The 16907-nt window shown below is 57.3% G+C and carries 19 protein-coding genes; 14 read left to right on the forward strand and 5 right to left on the reverse strand.

Annotation, left to right across the window (positions count from 1 at the left end):
• Positions 1–383: 383 nt before the first annotated feature.
• From AC1DIJ_RS28995 to AC1DIJ_RS29005, 3 genes are all read left to right on the forward strand, one after another.
• Positions 384–914: a TetR/AcrR family transcriptional regulator gene (locus AC1DIJ_RS28995; protein WP_310300704.1), complete on the forward strand. Its 531-nt coding sequence runs from the start codon at positions 384–386 to the stop codon at positions 912–914.
• Between the two features lie 71 nt (positions 915–985).
• Entirely contained in the window at positions 986–1717 is a 732-nt protein-coding gene (locus AC1DIJ_RS29000; RefSeq protein ID WP_112390648.1) for an SDR family NAD(P)-dependent oxidoreductase, read from the forward strand.
• A 157-nt stretch (positions 1718–1874) separates the two neighbouring features.
• The gene (locus AC1DIJ_RS29005) at positions 1875–2279 is read left to right on the forward strand and encodes a VOC family protein (RefSeq protein ID WP_112390647.1); all 405 of its coding nucleotides are present in this window, start codon (positions 1875–1877) and stop codon (positions 2277–2279) included.
• Positions 2280–2326: 47 nt separating this feature from the next.
• Here the strand turns inward: AC1DIJ_RS29005 and AC1DIJ_RS29010 are convergent, their stop codons facing one another.
• Positions 2327–2872 (reverse strand): CGNR zinc finger domain-containing protein, encoded by a 546-nt coding sequence (locus AC1DIJ_RS29010; protein ID WP_310300772.1) that lies wholly within the window; start codon positions 2870–2872, stop codon positions 2327–2329.
• Between AC1DIJ_RS29010 and AC1DIJ_RS29015 the strand changes: the two genes are divergently transcribed.
• The 3 genes from AC1DIJ_RS29015 (at position 2771) to AC1DIJ_RS29025 (ending at position 5150) form a co-directional block, all read left to right on the forward strand.
• A complete protein-coding gene (locus tag AC1DIJ_RS29015; RefSeq protein ID WP_442208366.1) occupies positions 2771–2992 on the forward strand; it encodes a hypothetical protein in 222 nt (73 codons plus the stop codon). The genes AC1DIJ_RS29010 and AC1DIJ_RS29015 overlap by 102 nt on opposite strands.
• 80 nt (positions 2993–3072) lie before the next feature.
• Entirely contained in the window at positions 3073–3978 is a 906-nt protein-coding gene (locus tag AC1DIJ_RS29020) for a DMT family transporter (protein WP_477831734.1), read from the forward strand.
• Between the two features lie 923 nt (positions 3979–4901).
• Positions 4902–5150, forward strand: a complete 249-nt coding sequence (locus AC1DIJ_RS29025) for a YMGG-like glycine zipper-containing protein (protein WP_112390668.1) — start codon at positions 4902–4904, stop codon at positions 5148–5150.
• 490 nt (positions 5151–5640) lie between these two features.
• On the opposite strand, the gene rpsU is transcribed toward AC1DIJ_RS29025, so the two are convergent.
• Positions 5641–5874 carry a 30S ribosomal protein S21 gene (gene rpsU / locus AC1DIJ_RS29030; protein ID WP_112390644.1) on the reverse strand — a complete coding sequence of 78 codons (234 nt, stop codon included), beginning with the start codon at positions 5872–5874 and terminating at the stop codon, positions 5641–5643.
• Between the two features lie 551 nt (positions 5875–6425).
• The gene (locus AC1DIJ_RS29035) at positions 6426–7313 is read right to left on the reverse strand and encodes a LysR family transcriptional regulator (RefSeq protein WP_112390643.1); all 888 of its coding nucleotides are present in this window, start codon (positions 7311–7313) and stop codon (positions 6426–6428) included.
• 121 nt (positions 7314–7434) lie between these two features.
• Between AC1DIJ_RS29035 and AC1DIJ_RS29040 the strand changes: the two genes are divergently transcribed.
• From AC1DIJ_RS29040 to AC1DIJ_RS29060, 5 genes are all read left to right on the forward strand, one after another.
• Complete coding sequence (locus tag AC1DIJ_RS29040) at positions 7435–8313, forward strand: NmrA/HSCARG family protein (RefSeq protein ID WP_112390642.1); 879 nt, start codon at positions 7435–7437, stop codon at positions 8311–8313.
• Between the two features lie 40 nt (positions 8314–8353).
• Positions 8354–9310: an alpha/beta hydrolase gene (locus tag AC1DIJ_RS29045; RefSeq protein WP_112390641.1), complete on the forward strand. Its 957-nt coding sequence runs from the start codon at positions 8354–8356 to the stop codon at positions 9308–9310.
• 2 nt (positions 9311–9312) lie between these two features.
• On the forward strand, positions 9313–9699 hold the full coding sequence (locus AC1DIJ_RS29050; RefSeq protein ID WP_112390640.1) for a hypothetical protein: 387 nt from the start codon (positions 9313–9315) through the stop codon (positions 9697–9699).
• A gap of 64 nt (positions 9700–9763) precedes the next feature.
• Positions 9764–10393 (forward strand): NAD(P)-dependent oxidoreductase, encoded by a 630-nt coding sequence (locus tag AC1DIJ_RS29055; protein WP_112390639.1) that lies wholly within the window; start codon positions 9764–9766, stop codon positions 10391–10393.
• Between the two features lie 1248 nt (positions 10394–11641).
• Positions 11642–11998 carry a hypothetical protein gene (locus tag AC1DIJ_RS29060; RefSeq protein WP_112390636.1) on the forward strand — a complete coding sequence of 119 codons (357 nt, stop codon included), beginning with the start codon at positions 11642–11644 and terminating at the stop codon, positions 11996–11998.
• 105 nt (positions 11999–12103) lie between these two features.
• On the opposite strand, the gene AC1DIJ_RS29065 is transcribed toward AC1DIJ_RS29060, so the two are convergent.
• Complete coding sequence (locus AC1DIJ_RS29065) at positions 12104–13396, reverse strand: TadE/TadG family type IV pilus assembly protein (protein ID WP_112390667.1); 1293 nt, start codon at positions 13394–13396, stop codon at positions 12104–12106.
• Positions 13397–13732: 336 nt separating this feature from the next.
• On the opposite strand from AC1DIJ_RS29065, the gene AC1DIJ_RS29070 reads away from it, so the two are divergent.
• The 3 genes from AC1DIJ_RS29070 (at position 13733) to AC1DIJ_RS29080 (ending at position 15752) form a co-directional block, all read left to right on the forward strand.
• Positions 13733–13927, forward strand: coding sequence for a hypothetical protein (locus AC1DIJ_RS29070; RefSeq protein WP_148194378.1), 195 nt, complete (start codon positions 13733–13735; stop codon positions 13925–13927).
• 21 nt (positions 13928–13948) lie between these two features.
• Entirely contained in the window at positions 13949–14431 is a 483-nt protein-coding gene (locus AC1DIJ_RS29075) for a pyridoxamine 5'-phosphate oxidase family protein (RefSeq protein ID WP_477831731.1), read from the forward strand.
• Positions 14432–15011: 580 nt separating this feature from the next.
• Positions 15012–15752 (forward strand): outer membrane protein, encoded by a 741-nt coding sequence (locus AC1DIJ_RS29080; protein WP_112390633.1) that lies wholly within the window; start codon positions 15012–15014, stop codon positions 15750–15752.
• Between the two features lie 753 nt (positions 15753–16505).
• Here the strand turns inward: AC1DIJ_RS29080 and AC1DIJ_RS29085 are convergent.
• Entirely contained in the window at positions 16506–16673 is a 168-nt protein-coding gene (locus AC1DIJ_RS29085) for a Thivi_2564 family membrane protein (RefSeq protein ID WP_112390632.1), read from the reverse strand.
• Positions 16674–16907: the final 234 nt, after the last annotated feature.

Below are 16907 nucleotides of genomic sequence, written 5' to 3' on the forward strand. Positions count from 1 at the left end.
ATAAGCGGCAAGTTCCATGACCAATAGGGCTGCCCCGCACACCAGCCAGCGCTAATGGTCTATATCAGGTTACGGTTGTGCGGTTCGAAGCTTTAACGTCCATGTTGAGCGCGATTGGCATTCACTGCCGGTCCGACGTCGGCTTTCGCGAATTCCCCTTCCAGCGAAATGGATTCGGGCGGGTTCGCCTCATGGCAAGCGGGCGCTACTTGTGCGCGCTGACAGGCCAGCCGTTTGCAATCCTGGTCGGATGGCATTGCTGGAGACTGAAGACAAGCGGCGATCCTGCAGTAGTGTTATTGACAGGGTAGTCCATAATAGCTAATTATCACGCCATGGCGAGACCTAGAGAATTTGACCGCGACGCGGCATTAGAAAAAGCAATGCAGGTGTTTTGGGCGAAGGGGTTCGCTTCAACGTCCACCGACGATCTACGTGAAGCGATGGGCATTGGCAGGCAGAGCCTATATGGCGCGTTTGGTGATAAGCGGACACTTTACCTTGAAGCGTTCGATTCCTACCTGGAGCGGATAGGGTCGGCTCATTTGATCAGGCTTTCCTACGGCAGTCCGATTGAAGGAATAGAAAATCTCTTGGCAGGTCTTGCGCCAGAAGACGATCGGGAACGGGCGCTGGGCTGCATGGGCGTAGGATCAGTGGGTGAATTTGGAACAACGGATCCAGACCTCAACCTTCGTCGGAAGGCGTCGGGCGAAATGCTCATGAGACATGTCGCGCAGAGGATTGTCGAAGGCCAAGAGCGCGGGGAGATTGCTCGCAAGCTCGATCCCGCCGAGACGTCCGCCTTCGTTGTTATGACAATGACGGGATTGCAGATTGCCGCGCGTGGCGGTGCATCGGCAAAGGAGTTAAAAGCGATGGCGCGGTTCGCAACCTACCGACTGATGCCATAAGACCCGCTTTGTAATCGGAGCGGGTACTTTTCCGGATAATTATGGACTGATCTATCAAAAATGGAGAACCTATGACGGTCAACGAACCCAGATCCGCTCTCGTCTTCGGAGGCGCGCGCGGAATAGGTGCTGCTTCGGCCCGCAAACTTGCCAAGGATGGCTTTGACGTTGCCTTTACCTATGTGTCGCGGCCAGACACCGCCTCAGAACTCGTTTCGGAGATCGAAGCGGACGGACACCGTGCCATCGCGATCCAGGCGGACAGTGCGGACCCACAGGCCATTGAAGCAGCGGTACGTACTACCGTGGAAAGGCTGGGCGCTATTGACGCCGTCGTTGTGAACGCTGGCATTCTTCGCACTAACACGGTCCACAAAGTTTCGCTTGAGGAGCTTGATCTCATGATCGATGTCAATATCCGCGGGGTGTTTCTCGCCATCCAGGCCGCGGCGGCGAGAATGAAGGATGGTGGCCGGATTATTACGATCGGCTCCAATACCGCCGAGCGGACCGGTATGCAGGGAACAAGCGTGTACCAGTTCACAAAGGCGGCTGTCGCGGCAATGGTCAAAGGATTGGCGCTTGATCTCGCACCGCGACGCATCACCGTGAACAACGTGCAGCCCGGCCCGACCGACACTGACATGAATGCTGGCGCTTTGGAGTACCTGTCCGAGCGTAGCCCCATGAAGCGCGTTGCTCATCCGTCCGAAATCGCGGAGCTCGTAGCCTATCTCGCCGGCCCTGGCTCCTCCTACATGACCGGTTCCAGCTTGACGATAGATGGCGGCTGGGTGCTCTAGCGCGACACCTACGATGGGGGCGATGCAGCCAGGTGGCAGCATCGCCATGCCTTACCAGAGCCACTCAGCCGCCAAGGCATCCGCCAGCTCTGGGGAACCGTCAAAGGATTTAAGGCTTACCACTTAGTATTTGATTTGCGGTCGCGGGAGAATTGCGATGTATCATTTGGGTCGGGTAATCGATCATATTCATCTTCGGGTCTCAGATCTCCAGGCCAGCCGGAGGTTCTATCGCGCGATCTGTGATGCGCTTCATCTTGAGGGCGTTTTCGGGGAGGGGGCAGACCACTTTGTGATCGATGAAATCTATGTGGATGCTGCCGACGATTTCGTGTCGCGAATCCACCTGGCGTTTCAGGCTCGCTCGCGAGAAGACGTCGAAGCGTTTCACCGGCTGGCGCTCGAAGCCGGCGGGCGTTCCAATGGAGGGCCCGGTCTGCGGCCATACCACGACAGATACTATGCAGCTTTCGTGCTCGATCCAGATGGGAACAACATTGAAGCCGTCTGTGATGCCCCAAGTTTGCGCAGCGCAGATTCCGTCGTGGTCGAACGAATATAATCGGTCAACGGCCAACAGCTTCAGCTGCCAGTTAATGGCGTGGCTCGTTAATCGACGCGCTCTGCCCGGAATTTCCGCACTCTGGCAGCCGAGCCACAAGTCTTGTCCGAACACCACCGCCGGTGACCGCCGCGAGACTGATCTAGAAATAGCCAACCGCAGTTTCTTCCCTGACATATCCGTACCGCGCGGCGCTGCTGCCGCGATATCAGGAGATCCGCTGCCAAAGGCGCGATCCGCTCTGCGATGGCAGTCATCGACATGGCAGGTGCGTTGCTCCAGATAACGCCGTCCTTCCCTTTTCGCAGGCTTCGTTGCCCGGCTGCGAGTCGACAAGCGGAGCTCAGGTGGTCGAGATCGTGTTGATCACAAGGCGTCTCCTGGGCCTCCGCGCTGAATATACGGTGAAGGGATTCCCTTAGGACTTTGGCTTTCTCAAGTTCTGCGTCCGCCACACCAGGGTTGTTTGCCGCCTTGTCTAGCAAGACATTATGTTCAGATCGATCCACCAGACCGGCGCGAAGAGCCCAACCGACCAGATCCCCGAACGACGTGAGAAAATCTGGGCCCCACCTCTCGCCGCGACTGTCTATCGTATTGACGAAGTCGAGCGCTGCGTGGCCGCCGAGCAGACTGATGTCGTCAATGGTTTTCAACGTCTCCATAGCGCTAATATCGTATCGGGGAACGATTTGGGCAAGGGCGTGTTGTAACGGTATAAAAAGCTTTTAACCGTTACAGGTGAGGACGCGCGATGGTCGCCGGTCTAGACACGAACAAGGTCCGATTCCTTATGCTCTGCCTCATTTGGGGGAGTACTTGGATTGGTATGAAAGCTGGTATCGAGGTCGTGCCGCCGCTGGTGTTTGCGGGGACACGCTTTACCGCGGCTGGTGGTTTGCTCCTCATTTATGCTCTGGCAAAAGGCGAAGGCGCCCTTGTCCGGAGCAAGGACTTTATTCGGCTTTTCGCGGTGAGCATCTTTATGATTACCCTATGCTACGGGCCACTGTTCTGGGGCATGCAGTATATAGATACAGGCACTGCAGCGGTCTTGGAAATGTCACTTACGCCAATTGCCCTTCTGTGCTTTGCCCTGTTTCTTCGTGAAGAGGCTCTGAGTGTACGGCGCATCATCGCCCTAGGGCTGGGAGTTGCCGGCCTACTCGTCCTGTTCTGGCCATCCACCACAGTTGCTGCATTGCCTGAGCCGGAGGCCTTTCCAGGCGCAAATCTGTTAGGTGGCATGGGGGTGGCGTCGGCGGCGTTCACCTACGGCTATGGATCGGTCCTCGCCCGCCCGCTCCTGCGCGCCTATCCAGCGTTGTTGATCGCAGGGATCACGACATTTGTTGGGGGGCTGGGCCTCGTCGTCATGGCGCTGATCTTTGAAACCGGTGCATTGGGGGCGCTCTCAGGAGATTGGGGCTCGGTCGCCTGGATGAGCTGGCTTCTCCTAGTCGTCTTTGGTTCGCTGATTGGTTATACCACCTACATGCGGCTGTTAAGGGATGTCGGAGCTTCAAGGGCAGGAAGCTATGCGTTTGTCTCGCCTGTTATCGCCGTGGCGCTTTCAGCGATATTGTTCGCCGAGGAGGTTACACTGCTAGATATCATTGGTATCATGGTGATGCTCAGCGGCGCCTATCTCGCTATGGCGGACGCACCTACCGCGGTCGCAAAAACTTGCACCGAATAATTGGCCGTTTCTGTCATGGAGGCTGCTCAGCCATGTCGAATACGACGGCGTTGTCCTGAATCTCTCAAGCCTTCATAGGTTACATGGCTAAAGTTGCCGTTGTCCGTCCACCCAGGAAACGGCGCAAAAGGATCGCGCCTGCGAGCATGGATGGATAGCCGCGTTCGCCAGGAATTTTCAGAGCGGGTTATACCGATCGATGGTGCTATCGCTACGCGTTGTGCCCACCTATATAATCCTGATCGCAATGAGGCTGATGCGATCACTGCCGCCACGGCGTGCGTTCACGGATTCGCAGTTGTGACGCGCGAGATTCAGAATTTCAGGGAACCGGTGTTATCCTTGCGGATCCATGTCAGTCCTGAGGTCGATACCGTCCGGAGCGAATGGCCAAGTGTGACACGTCATCACATACAGCCCTATGGTGTTTACATTATATAGATTGTGACAGAGGCGCGTTAGAGCAAATGGTCGTGAGGGCGGGCGATTGGGTCGCATAGCTGACGGAGAGCTTGATCCGAAAAGGCCCCGGCAGCCAACTGGGGGAGGCGCACCGGAGCCCTAGATCGCAGCGTGCATGATGAGGCGCTGCAGCTGACAAACCGTTCGGCGGTCAAGTTGTTCCGCTTGGAGGAAGAAGCCGCGCGAGCTGCTGGAGAAACGCTCCCATAAGAAAGTGAGATTTATAGAAGGATGGCAGTGAGCCGCTCCTATGTTCCGGTTGCCAATCTGACGGCTTGCAGGCCGCAGCCGTTATGGCTGCCGCGGGCCGCTCGCAGACCCGCAAGTGCAGGTGATGACGCTTTATTTCTCATGAAATTGGAACAAATGCCGAGCGAGAATCTTTTCGAGGGACTTCGACCTTTTCGATTTCCTTCAAAGGCGAAGCAACAGGGGAGTTCAGAATGTCCAGAGCGATCTCAATGGCTGTTATTGCCATTTCATCGGCATCTATGCTCGCAGCGTGCACGCCAACCGAAAGAGGCACGGCAATCGGCGCCGGAACCGGAGCAATCATCGGCGGTGCAGTCACCAACAGTTGGGGAGGCGCGGCAGTGGGTGCTGTAGCTGGCGGCGTCGCCGGCGCGCTCATAGGACGGTCGACGGAGCGCCGCGGCTACTGCATCTATCGTGATCAGTACGGCCGCAAATACGAAGCAAGGTGCCGTTAAGCCGCATAAGCCCAAAGCGATGCTTCCGACAGAAGTCTGACCTTCAGGGCCGGTTCTTTGAGCCGGCCTGTTGGCGGATATGCGTCGCGACAATCTCGGACATTGTGCGGACCGTGCGAAAACAGGCCCTTGATCACCGCAGCCGGAAGGCCCTTGCGGATACCTGCCCGTTTCGCGGTTAGTACAAAGCCCGCTTCGGCGGCGAAGCCGCTACTTGCTCTGAAGGCAGCGAATGGTCAGCTTGACGGTACAAAGTCGCTGGCTAACGCGTCTTCCAACGCGCTGTAGCGACCGAGCGGTTTTGCGCGTGGTCACCGCATCATTACACCGCCCGTCACCTAAACCATGTGTGTCCAGGCAGAATCTGGTGAGGCGGGAGATATACGAGTAGAAACTAGCGCTGCTTCGCGGTTTACTGGAAGTCAGTGCCGGAAGGTTGATATTTGCTGATCAGCGCCTGTAGATTCCGCTCCACATAGCGCACTTGCGACTATTTAGCAGGCCGCTTCTTCACTGGTACAACGCCCATTTCTCGATCCAGCTTTTTCTTGGCGAGCTTGCGCGAGCGACGGACACCTTCCGCCTTTTCACGGGCGCGCTTGACCGATGGCTTCTCATAATGTTCCCGTTGGCGCATTTCGCGAAGGATACCTTCCCGCTGCAGCTTCTTTTTGAGAAGGCGAAGCGCCTGATCGACATTGTTGTCGCGGACAAGTATTTGCACGGATATCCCTCAAGACAGGAGAATGTGGTTGGCGCGAGGCTTTGCCTGATTGTCGCCGGCTTGGCAAGACGACTCATGGCCGCGCGCGAGGATTTTGTCTTCGCTCGATGAATGATGCGATCCTGCCCGAGCTGCTTTGACGAACGATAGAGAGACCTATGATTGCATCATTGCTGGAGTCGCTAGTTCCAGTGAAATTGATTCACGAATTTCGCTTGTAGGGCCGCTTCAGCAGATGTTGAAGCCGATTGAAAATGAAGGCGAGACTTGAGAGTCTTGCTGCCGCAGCTTTTTTCTTATGGCTGCCTTTTTTGCCGAAGTCGCACTTGATGACAGCGTGACACCTGTCGGCAAATTACGGTTCACACATGTCGGGCCACGGCAGTATTCGACCTTCACCTGTGCCTCCGTTTGGATCGAGAATTCTCGCAGATTCGCCATCCAACCAGATTTATCACTTGAAACCGGCCCTTTTCACAGGTCAGTCCGTCCCGGCAACGTGCGCGACGCATTGGCGGTAGTGGATTGAAACACGATACCCGCTTCGCCGCTCAGACGAAGATCTTCTCCGGAAATGCGCTCCCGACCACCTCGAGAAATGCCCGCACCTTGGCGCCGATCAGGCGGCGGGAACTCTGGAGCGCCCAGATCTCCACAGGCGGCCCGGTGCGCGTTCCCCAATAGGCAAGCCTTCCGGCTTCGATGTCTTCGGCAACGAGAAGTTTGGGCAGCAAAGCAGCACCGGCACCCGCCAGCACGGCATCGCGCACCATTAGCAAGGAAGAGAGGCGAAGAACCGGGTCCGGCCGCAAGACGATGTCGGCGTCTGTTTCGGAGCCTATCGGCCAGAGGATCCCGGGCGGTGTTGCGGAGAGCAGAACGGCCCTCACGATAGTTTCCTCGCCATCCGCACCGGCAACAGGGCGCGGCATGCCGGGCGGCGCCACGATCAGGCGTTCATCGTTGAGGAAGCGGCGGCCGACGAGGCGTTCGTCCGGAGACGGGTCGATCCGGATGATCAGATCGTAACCATCCTCGACCGGATCGACCTTGCGGTCCTCGGCGACGATTTCGAGCTGGACTTCTGGATAGGCCAAGGCGAACCGCACGCCGATCCGGGGCAGAGCGACATGAGCAAAGACCACCGGCGCGCTCACCCGTAGCCTGCCTCTCGGCGTGGATGCGCCAAGCACGACAGCCTCACCGGCTTCCGCGATTTCACTCAGCAGTCCATGCGTGCGCTCATGCAGCGCCCGTCCTTCATCCGTCAGTCGCAAAGTCTGCGACCCGCGCTCGATCAGCCTTACGCCGAGGCTTTCCTCCAGTTCGGCGACCCGCCGCGACAGCGTGGCTTTGGAGCGACCGGAAACGCGAGAGGCGCGGCCGAACCCGCCGTTGGTAGCGACGAGGTCGAAGTCCGACAAGGCTTGAAGATCCATAGACGTGTTCCGTATTCGAGACAGAGGATCTCGATATTGGCATCTTCTGCACGGCAATGAAACGGCTATCTTCTTCACAGACGTAACGCACACCAACCTGACGAACAAGGAGATTTTCGACATGAGCATTCTCGTTACAGGCAGCACAGGAACTATCGGGGCGCAGGTCCTGGCCCATCTTCAAACGCGCGACGTCGATGTTCGCGCCCTGACACGTTCGCCCGAGACCGCGCAGCTTCCCGCCGGCGTGACGGCAGTTCGCGGTGATCTCGCCGATCCGGACTCGGTGCGCACGGCACTCGAAGGCGTCAGCACGCTGTTCGTGCTCGCCCCGAATGTCGCCGATGAACTGACCCAGGCAATGTTGACGCTTTCGGTCGCCCGTGAGGCGGGCGTCAAGGGCATCGTCTATCTCTCGGTCTTCGGCGGCGACGCCTATGCCGACGTGCCGCATTTTGCCGGCAAGTACACGGTCGAGCGCATGATTGAGGCGCATGATCTCCCCGTGACGGTTCTGCGTCCCGCCTATTTCATCCAGAACGATCTTCGTCAGAAAGACGGACTTTTGAAAGCCGGCGTCTATGCCTCTCCAATCGGCGGCAATGGCGTGTCGATGGTCGATATCCGCGACATCGGCGAGGCCGCGGCGATCGAGCTGGTCCGCCGTGAACAGGCCCCGACCCCGCTTGGCCGCGAGACCTATGCTCTGGTCGGTCCGGACAGTCTAACCGGCGAAGGGATCGCCACCATCTGGAGCGAGGCGCTCGGCCGCACGATCCGTTACGGCGGCGACGATCTCGTCACCATGGAGCAGCGCGCAAAGGCCATGCTGCCCGCCTGGCACGCGCTTGACCTGCGCCTGATGTTCAGCCGCTATCAGACAGAAGGTGCGGTGGCGACAACTGATGATCTGGCACGCCTTAGCAAGCTGCTCGGCCGCGCTCCTCGCTCGTATTCCGCCTTTGCCAGGGATGCCGCTGCCCAGTGGGCGAAGGGATAATCCCGGATCGCACTCCATAATCGAACGAAGGAGACCAGCCATGATGACGATCCACCCCCTTGCGCCTGAAGATGCTCCAGCTGTCGCGGCAATGCGACAGGCCGCCTCCGCCCATAAGGGCGAGCCGCTTGGGCCCGAGGCGCGGCCGATGTTCGACGCCATGTTTGCCGCAACACCTGCTGCGGCAGATGTCCGGGTAGAGGCCGCGACAGTCGGCGGCATCGCCGGCTTCTGGCTCCGCGTGCCAAACGCACGGCAAGGTGCGCGCATCCTCTATCTCCACGGTGGCGGCTATGTGCTCGGCTCGGCTCAGGCGCTGAGCAATTTTGCAAGCCAGATCGCCGCCCGCGTTGGCGCCGATGCCTTCCTCCCCGACTACCGGCTTGCGCCCGAGCATCCGTTTCCGGCCGCCATCAACGATGCGGTTGCCGTCCATCGCGGCCTCGTCGCCGAGGGTGGCGAACGGATCGTGCTTGCGGGCGACTCGGCCGGCGGCGGTCTGGCGCTTGCTCTGCTGTCGATCCTCGCCTCTGACACGACCGAGGGCATGGTGCTACCAGTCGGCGCAGCAGTGATGTCGCCGTGGACTGACCTGGCGTTGACCGGCGAGAGCTTCAAAACCAGGGCCGAGGCAGACCCTATCTTTACGCGCGGCGTACTCCAGGGTTTCGCAGATATGTATCTTCAAGGCCAGGATGCTAAGAACCCCGGGGCATCGCCGATCTATGCAAGGCTCGACGGTCTGCCGCCTGTTCGCATCGATGTCGGTGACGATGAGGCGCTATTCTCCGATTCCATCCGCTACACCGAGCGGGCGCAAGCGGCAGGCGGGGAGGTCACTCTGTCGGTTTGGAAGGGCATGCCGCATGTCTTCCAATCCTCCCTGGGCCAGTTTCGTTCAGCCGAGATATCTCTGAACGCCATCGCTGGTTTCCTCATCATGCGGCTCGACGCCCCCGTCGATACTATCTTCTCTAACTCACCCCATGGAGCTTGATCATGACACGCGTATTGTTTGTAGGCCAAAAGCCGGAAACGGTCGACTTTTCCGATCCCTCCCTGCCACCGGGATTTGACGCCAAGCAAATCCAGGCAGGCATCGATATTGCCGAGGCGACCATGACCGACCGCGGTTGGGATGCCGATATCTGCATGATCGCGCCGGATGACGGCGGCATCGAAACACTGGCGGCGCAACTGGCAAATGTGGATTACGATTGCGTCGTGATCGGTGGTGGCATGCGCATTCCGCCCAAGGGGTTGCCGTTCTTCGAGAAGGTCGTCAACGCGATCCACCAAAATGCACCGAGGGCAGCGATCGCATTCAACACCCGTCCAGAGGATACGGCGGAGGCTGCGGCGCGGTGGATCGCCGAACACGATTAGTAACTTCCCTCATCAGTGGCGCGTGGATGCGTCCCATCGATCAGCACAACTTCGGAGGTTTAATATGAAAATTCTGGTATTGGGCGCAACAGGCGCCACGGGCCGGCTGATCGTCGGCAGGGCCCTTGCAAAGGGATACGAGGTCGTCGCCCTCGTTCGCTCCAAGGAAAAGGCCTCGGGCCTGAAGGGCGCAGAGCTGATCGAAGGGGATGCCCGCGATCCCGGGGTGCTATCCCGCGCCATTGCTGGCTGTGATGCGGTCGTCAGTTCGCTGGGCACGGCCATGAGCCCGTTCAAGGAAGTCACCCTCCTCTCGACGGCGACCCGCGCGCTGGTCGCCGTGATGGAGCAGCAAAAGGTCCGTCGTCTGGTCTGCATCACTGGGCTGGGTGCCGGCGACAGCCGCGGTCATGGCGGTTTTTTCTTCGACCGGCTACTGCTGCCGCTTATGCTGCGCAAGGTCTATGAAGACAAGGATCGCCAGGAAGATGCGATCCGCGCAACCACACTCGACTGGACCATCGTTCGGCCGACGGTGCTCAACGACAAGCCAGCACGCGGCGGCATCAAGGCGTTGACCGACCTGTCCGGCATCCATGGTGGCACTATTGCCCGATCCGATGTGGCCGARTTCGTCGTGCAGCAACTCGCCGTAGATAGCTGGCTGCGCAAGGCACCACTGATTACGTGGTAGCCTTGGGACGAGTTAGAGACATGGTTTGGGACTATAACGTTACCACTTAGCATCTGCCGGCTGAAGGAGCGCATGCCAGAGCGCTACCAATTCTTTGTCACCAGCCTCACCTGTCGGCTTCAGTCGGGCGGCGGTGTGCACCAAGACGAGGTGGGTTGCCGCATATCTAAAAATGCGCAGTCCTTCAACGCCTTCCATGACGAACGTTCGCTGTGGTGCAGCCATCAGCCAGACCAGATAGCCGGAGCCTCAGGGATGTGTGCCTTGGTCGATGGCTAAAGGCGAGCCAGCCGTCACCGGCTGTGTGGCGTCGAGCGCCCATTGCGTTGGCACGATTTGCTTGTCATTCCAAGTCCCGGTGGTCGAGGAGACGAATTTGTCTATTGGCTCAGATCGCCTCCCCTGACACGGCCGCTCCACTCACATCAAGTAGAGGGACAAACTTCTCTTTTGAATTAATGGTGCGTCGGTAGCTGCGTTAGCGCGAGCTATTGGTACACCACAGCTTATCTCTACATAAGCAATTCGCGTACAACCACTGCCGCCCAATGGCCATCGGAACGGTGATTATCCTGATTAGTCCCCAGAGCTCAAACCCAGCACCCGGGCCATTAAATGCAAAGGCATGCCAGAGAGCCGGATTCGGATCCTCCATGGCATCCGCGGCTGCAGCCTCGGCCACAACATCCTGAGCATGATCAGTGAAATGGAGGCCGTCATTTTCAATATCTGCCTTCATCACCATGTGAAATGTGATGGCACCGGATATCCGGAGAGGCGATCTCGACTGTGGCCAGACTTGCAGATTGATGTTTAGATCTGTCGTAACGCGGAGATATTTCAATGAGTTCGATCAGTGTTTTCTATCTCGCGACCGGCAAGCAAGTAAAGAAGCACTAGCCCGAAAATTAGCATGAAGCGGTAGTGTTGCGCAGCAAAACCGCGCTCTCTTGGTGCTATGCTCTGAAGACGTTTATCGTTGCAAGCCATACGGCGGAACTTTTGCGGAAGTCCTAGCTGTGGGGGTGAGAGAACGTCGCGGGACCGAACAACCCTTGGCCCTAGGCAGGTGAGCCAAGTCCATCTGTCGTGATTTTAGGATGTTCGGAAGCGGTCGTGATGTCATTCTGACAGATCTCTTAACAGGGCGTTCAGCCGACATTCAGCGCATAATGCCATAATGCCATTCATTCCGGAATGACCATCGCACTGAGCTTGGGTCCGACCCGGTCTATGGAGAGCAGATCAATGTTCAGGAAAGTTATCGTCTCGACACTTCTCCTCGCCGCGATAACCGCTCCCGTGTCGCTGGCTGCTGGGACAGCGGGGGCACAGGAGTACTACGGGCGGGGCTGGCATGACGATCGAGATTGGGGAGGTCCACCGCCGGAGCGGCACCGCCATCATCACCATCGCGACTACGGCGGACTGATTGCGGGCGGTATTGCTGCAGGCCTTGTCGGTGGCCTCATCGGCAGCGCAATCGATAATGACGTGCCACGCTACTATTCACCGCCGCCGCCACAGTGCTGGTATCAGCGCCAGTCTGTCCCGGACAGCTATGACGACGGGTACCACACCGAGAGCGTACGCGTCTGCCGTTGAAGCGCAGGACATCGGAATGTGGCGCGTAGCCTGACGCTGCCACTCCTACCTACTGGCAGCGCGGTGGCGGATCGGCATCGGCTTGTCGATGAAGTGTGGCAGGTTCTAAGATGTCAGACGCGGTTGCTTAACGACCCTTAGGAACAAAGCCTTCATCGCATCCGCGATACCGTCAGTCGGCGTCACTTCGAAGTAAAGTCCGGGTGAGGCGCATTCCGCCATCTTGGTGGAAATCTGGGTTTGGAAGGGGGAAATCCAAGTATTGTACCAGCTGTTCTTTGGAAGCGGCAAGTAGGTCGTGTAGAGGACGGCGATCTTCACACCGCGTGCCTTCAACGGAGCGCAGAAACTCGTATCGATAGGTTCCTGGCAGCGGCCACCGGTCGTTTTCTTCGTGCAAGTGGATGGCTTGTAGCTGTCACCGACGCCATCGGCTACGAAGAACAGGATCTTCTGGGGGTCCGCAGAGGTGTTCCCGCTCCCCGGGAGCGTGATGATCGTGTTCATCTGCGTCAGGGCACTGTCGAAGCTCGTAGTTTGGTCGCTGTTGTATCCCTGGCTCGGGATAGTCATGAGGTCAACAGCATCGGTGTAGGATCGAACTTGATCCAGATCGTAGGTCGGGTTCGAAATGGTGGTGAGTTTAGCATCCTCGGCTTTAGTGCCAAATGTGTAGACACCCATTCGGAATTGGTTACTGGCAACGCGTGTGCTCTTTGCGGTTGTTGTCAACTGCTGGGTCGCCTGGCGAACAGTGTCTATACGCATCGTTACCCCGAGTGTCTTCGCGAGATTGTAATAGCTCTTGTTGCCGCTCGCGATATCGTGACAGGCGAATGCGCAGCTGTCGGTCGTGTTGGCTTGCATCTTGGCGACATCAGCCGCGGTGGCGCCAACACCCATCGACGGAGTGTTGTCGATAAGGATATAGAAATCCATAAATGATGCCGTCTGATATTCCGCGCTAGCGGTCCCCGAGATGTCGATGCTCGTTTTACCAAACATGGCCATGAAGGACGTGGGTATCGACGTCTTGAAGGCTATGTTTGAGGTCACCTTATTCAGATTGCGCGTCACCGTCACAGACAGATCCATTGGAAGCGTAGCAGCCTCCCCAGACATCTGGCCGGCGAAAAGTTTGCGTGCTTCGCTTTCGCCAACCGATATGGAGCCGTCAGCCGGCATCGCCATGGCTTGGGTGACCGCCAGGGATTTCTCCGCTACCGCTCCGACGGCAGCCGCGTCGGCCGCGTCAAAGAGTTGCGTGCGGATTTCCAACGCATGCGAGAAGTCGATAGCCATCCCCGCCGCGCCGACCAGGGGAATGAAAAGAACTGCCGTGAGCAACCCGAAATTGCCGGAGCGGCATGAAAGAATGCGCTTGATTGTCGTTATCATGCCGGACGGTACCAAGAGGAACATGTGCGAGTTTTAGCAGTCGCCTTTTAAGCTCTAGCTAACTAGCTTGGTAAAACAAAATCAAATGCTTACAGCTAAAACGCGAGCGATAGGCGTTGCTCAGCCCATGATGGTAGTTGTTTTCGGCGTCGCTGGGGCATGTGTAGGCATGCTTCGATGCCGATCGCGGTATGTTGTCTGGCGATGATCCAGCCGACGACTACGAGTGTATCAACCTTCGCCCAAGGATAAATTGCGGGCCGGATTTCAGCCGCTTTTTGAGAGAACATGGTTCGCTACAGTTGAACCCGCAGGGATGTTCCATTGCGGATAAAGGTGGTCGAAGACCACGATATTCTCGGATCGGCTTTTTTGAAAAAGGCGCTTGAGAAGGTCGCCCTGGTGGCCTTGTCAGATAGCGATTACGACGCGCTTGTGTTCATTTCAATCGCTTGCCCGTCATCGTGCATCGATCGGATGAACGCAAAAGCGCACGGTGTGGAACTTCACCCGGTATCGGCCGTTTTCTAAGACCGTTTAGGAGAAACACGCATGGYGAATATCGAACACGACAACGAGAAGGTATGGGACCTCGCCGAAAAAATCGGCTTCTGCATGCTGACGACACAATCCGGCGCTGACTTAAAGGCGAGGCCGATGTCAGCCCATGGCGAGCGAGTTGAAAACGCCTTCTACTTCCTAACTGATGTCGAGAGCCACAAGGACGAGGAAGTCGAGCAGCACCCTGATGTCTGCTTGGCATTTGCTGACGCAAAGGGGCAGAAATATGTGTCTATCTCCGGGGTCGCCCGGGTGCTGAACGATCGCGACAAGATCCATGACCTGTGGTCGACGCCCGCGAAGGCATGGTGGGATAGTGCTGACGATCCGTCGATCCGCATCCTGAAGGTCACGCCTAGCTCGGCTGAGTACTGGGATAGTCCAGGGACTTTGATTAGCTATATCAAGATGGCGGCTGCAGCCATTAGCAATACCAGACCTGATCTGGGTGACCACAACAAAGTGGAGATGTAAGCGCATATGGCGGGCCAAAGCCCGCCATTTTTCTGCTCTACCAGAGCATCGAGGGTTACTCAGGCCCGGAACGTTCAAACCGACATCTGCAGTTGCAGAGCAGGCGGCGAAAGGGTTGAAGCTCCGCGAAAAATTCAAGCCAGTCGGAACAAATTGGCGTGGCGCGGTAGGCTATCATTGTGGGGCTGCAGTTGTTGCCCCTCCATAAGCTCTCAGATCGCAAGGGCCATCCTATTAGCTTGCACTACTGCTGCAACTGTGAGGAGGGCGCTGTCGCAGCCTCAGTAGCCAGCGGCCGACAGCAATGTCTCCCTCTGTCATCCTCAGCGTGGACATCGCTCCCCGACCAGGCCATCGAGATTCAGCCGGCGGGATCGTTTGGGTATCGTTGCAGTGGTCTTCCTGCACAAAAGTGCGGCAGAGAACGTCGCGTCCCGGCGTATTCAGCGTTGCCTTTTTGTCACGGCCACTTCCGAAGGACGAACACTTAACCTCGGTGATCTGGTCGGGGACCGCGTCTCACCTAGTTGTTGCGTCAGGAGCTATCGATTTTTTCGATGGCATGGAGCGCAGGTCTACCATGAAATTTTCAGCCGCACTTTTCGCCGTTATGGTTTCTTCAACGTCTTCGGTTTTCGCTGCGGATTTGGTTGCGCCCGCTGAGCAGGCCGTTTCGGTTCAGTCGACCTCTGGATTTTACATCGGTTCGCTGAGTTCCGTGAATTTTCTGGACGACACAAGTTTCGATTTCGCCGGCGGGACGGTCAGAACGGACTACGATGTTGGCTATTACAGCGCACTTCGTGCAGGCTATGACTTCGGATCTTATGGTTTTGTATCCCCCCGACTCGAGCTTGAACTAGGTTATGGCACTGCCAGCGTCGACGAACATAGCGTCGGCGGCGTCGGGTTGGGTGGCATCAACTCATACGGCGATGCAAGGACATTTCAGGGTTATGTCAACGGGTACATCGATGTTCCGCTCGCTACCGACGGGGCTTTGAGCGCTTTTACCCCATATGTCGGCGGCGGCGTCGGCTTCATAAACCTGGATCTGCGCAAGCAAGGCGTCGGGGGTGTCGGAACATTGATGGATGACAGCGACACGGCCTTTGCATATCACCTCGATGCCGGGGTTGGCATCAATTTGCAGGGACTTGGCTTGTTTTCGAACGTCTCGCTATTCGACAACACGACGCTCGATATCGGGTACAGGTTCACGGCTGCGGACAACTTCGACTTCACAGCTCGAGATGGAACGTCTTCCACTACCGATTTCCGGAGCGATGCTGTTACGTTCGGTTTCCGGAAGAGCTTCTAAGCCAGCCAAGCCACCCTGTACCGGAGAAAACTCCCGCTCACGCCACTGCACGAGTGTTTACATTTGGTGTGGGCGGCATCCACCACAGCTGCGAGATCGTTGATGAATGCGCGGGTCGATGGACGATCAAAGCGTGAAAGATATACGTCGTGTCGAGCAGATGCAGCTCACGATGACATCGCGGACCTTCGACTGACGGCTGGCCCGCTTTGCGTAAGTAGCGATGCAGTTTACACCGTGCAGAGGGCGTGCCAGGACCTGGTTCCAGCCGACACCACTAGTGAACTATGTGCTCGGGGAGAAATATAAACGAGGTTGAGGCGCTTTGTCTCAAGCTCCCCGCGTCCCGAAAACGGGCGCTTACCGTCTAGCCGTCAGCTGGACTGTTGTTGCGTTCCAACGCGATAGACGGCGAGGACAACGGACAACGCTGCTAGCGGGTGCGCGTAGAGCTCCGCGCCTCGGTCTTCCCAAGGAATTGAGGCAAATAGTTCTCTTGCTTCTCCGTATGCCTTTGCGATGCCGGCATGATGTTTTCCAAACATGACACCTAGAGTGAAGACGATTGTTTCCATGAGTTGCCTAGCTTCGTCAGCTTAATTGACGATGCAGTTCGTCCGAAGTGGATTTGAGAAATTAAAAGCCCGCCGACGCGAGATCGACGAGCTGATGCCTGATGGGCCAGCGGTATATGGCTACGAGACCGTTAGATAGAGATAACCATATGCATCATGTTGACAACGATTCCCGGCGCTACCAGACCGCGAGGTACTTCAGGAGCGATACGATGCCGATAATGATAACGATGATCTGAACGATTTGGCGCATTCGGCCGTCTATGCGCAAACGCTGGACCAGGTACAGTACGAGAATAATAACAAGAAACGTGATCCGAATTCCGATTAAAACAGATGCACCCATTTAACGGCGCCATTCATCGATGTCAGCTTCCAGGAATCCCCTTAGCAGCTTGGTTGATCGACGAACTGAGGGTGAGGGAGGACATCACTGGCACCATGTACAATCATGCACTTGGCATGCCTCACGATTGGCATTTCGCCTTGATAGCGATCGACGACTAGAACGTGTCATCTCACGCGTTGGGCGTCAAGCTGAGGCCCGATGGCGCGCCCGTATTGAGGAGTGTTTCGAAGA

The organism is Rhizobium sp. 10N427, assembly GCF_056394605.1.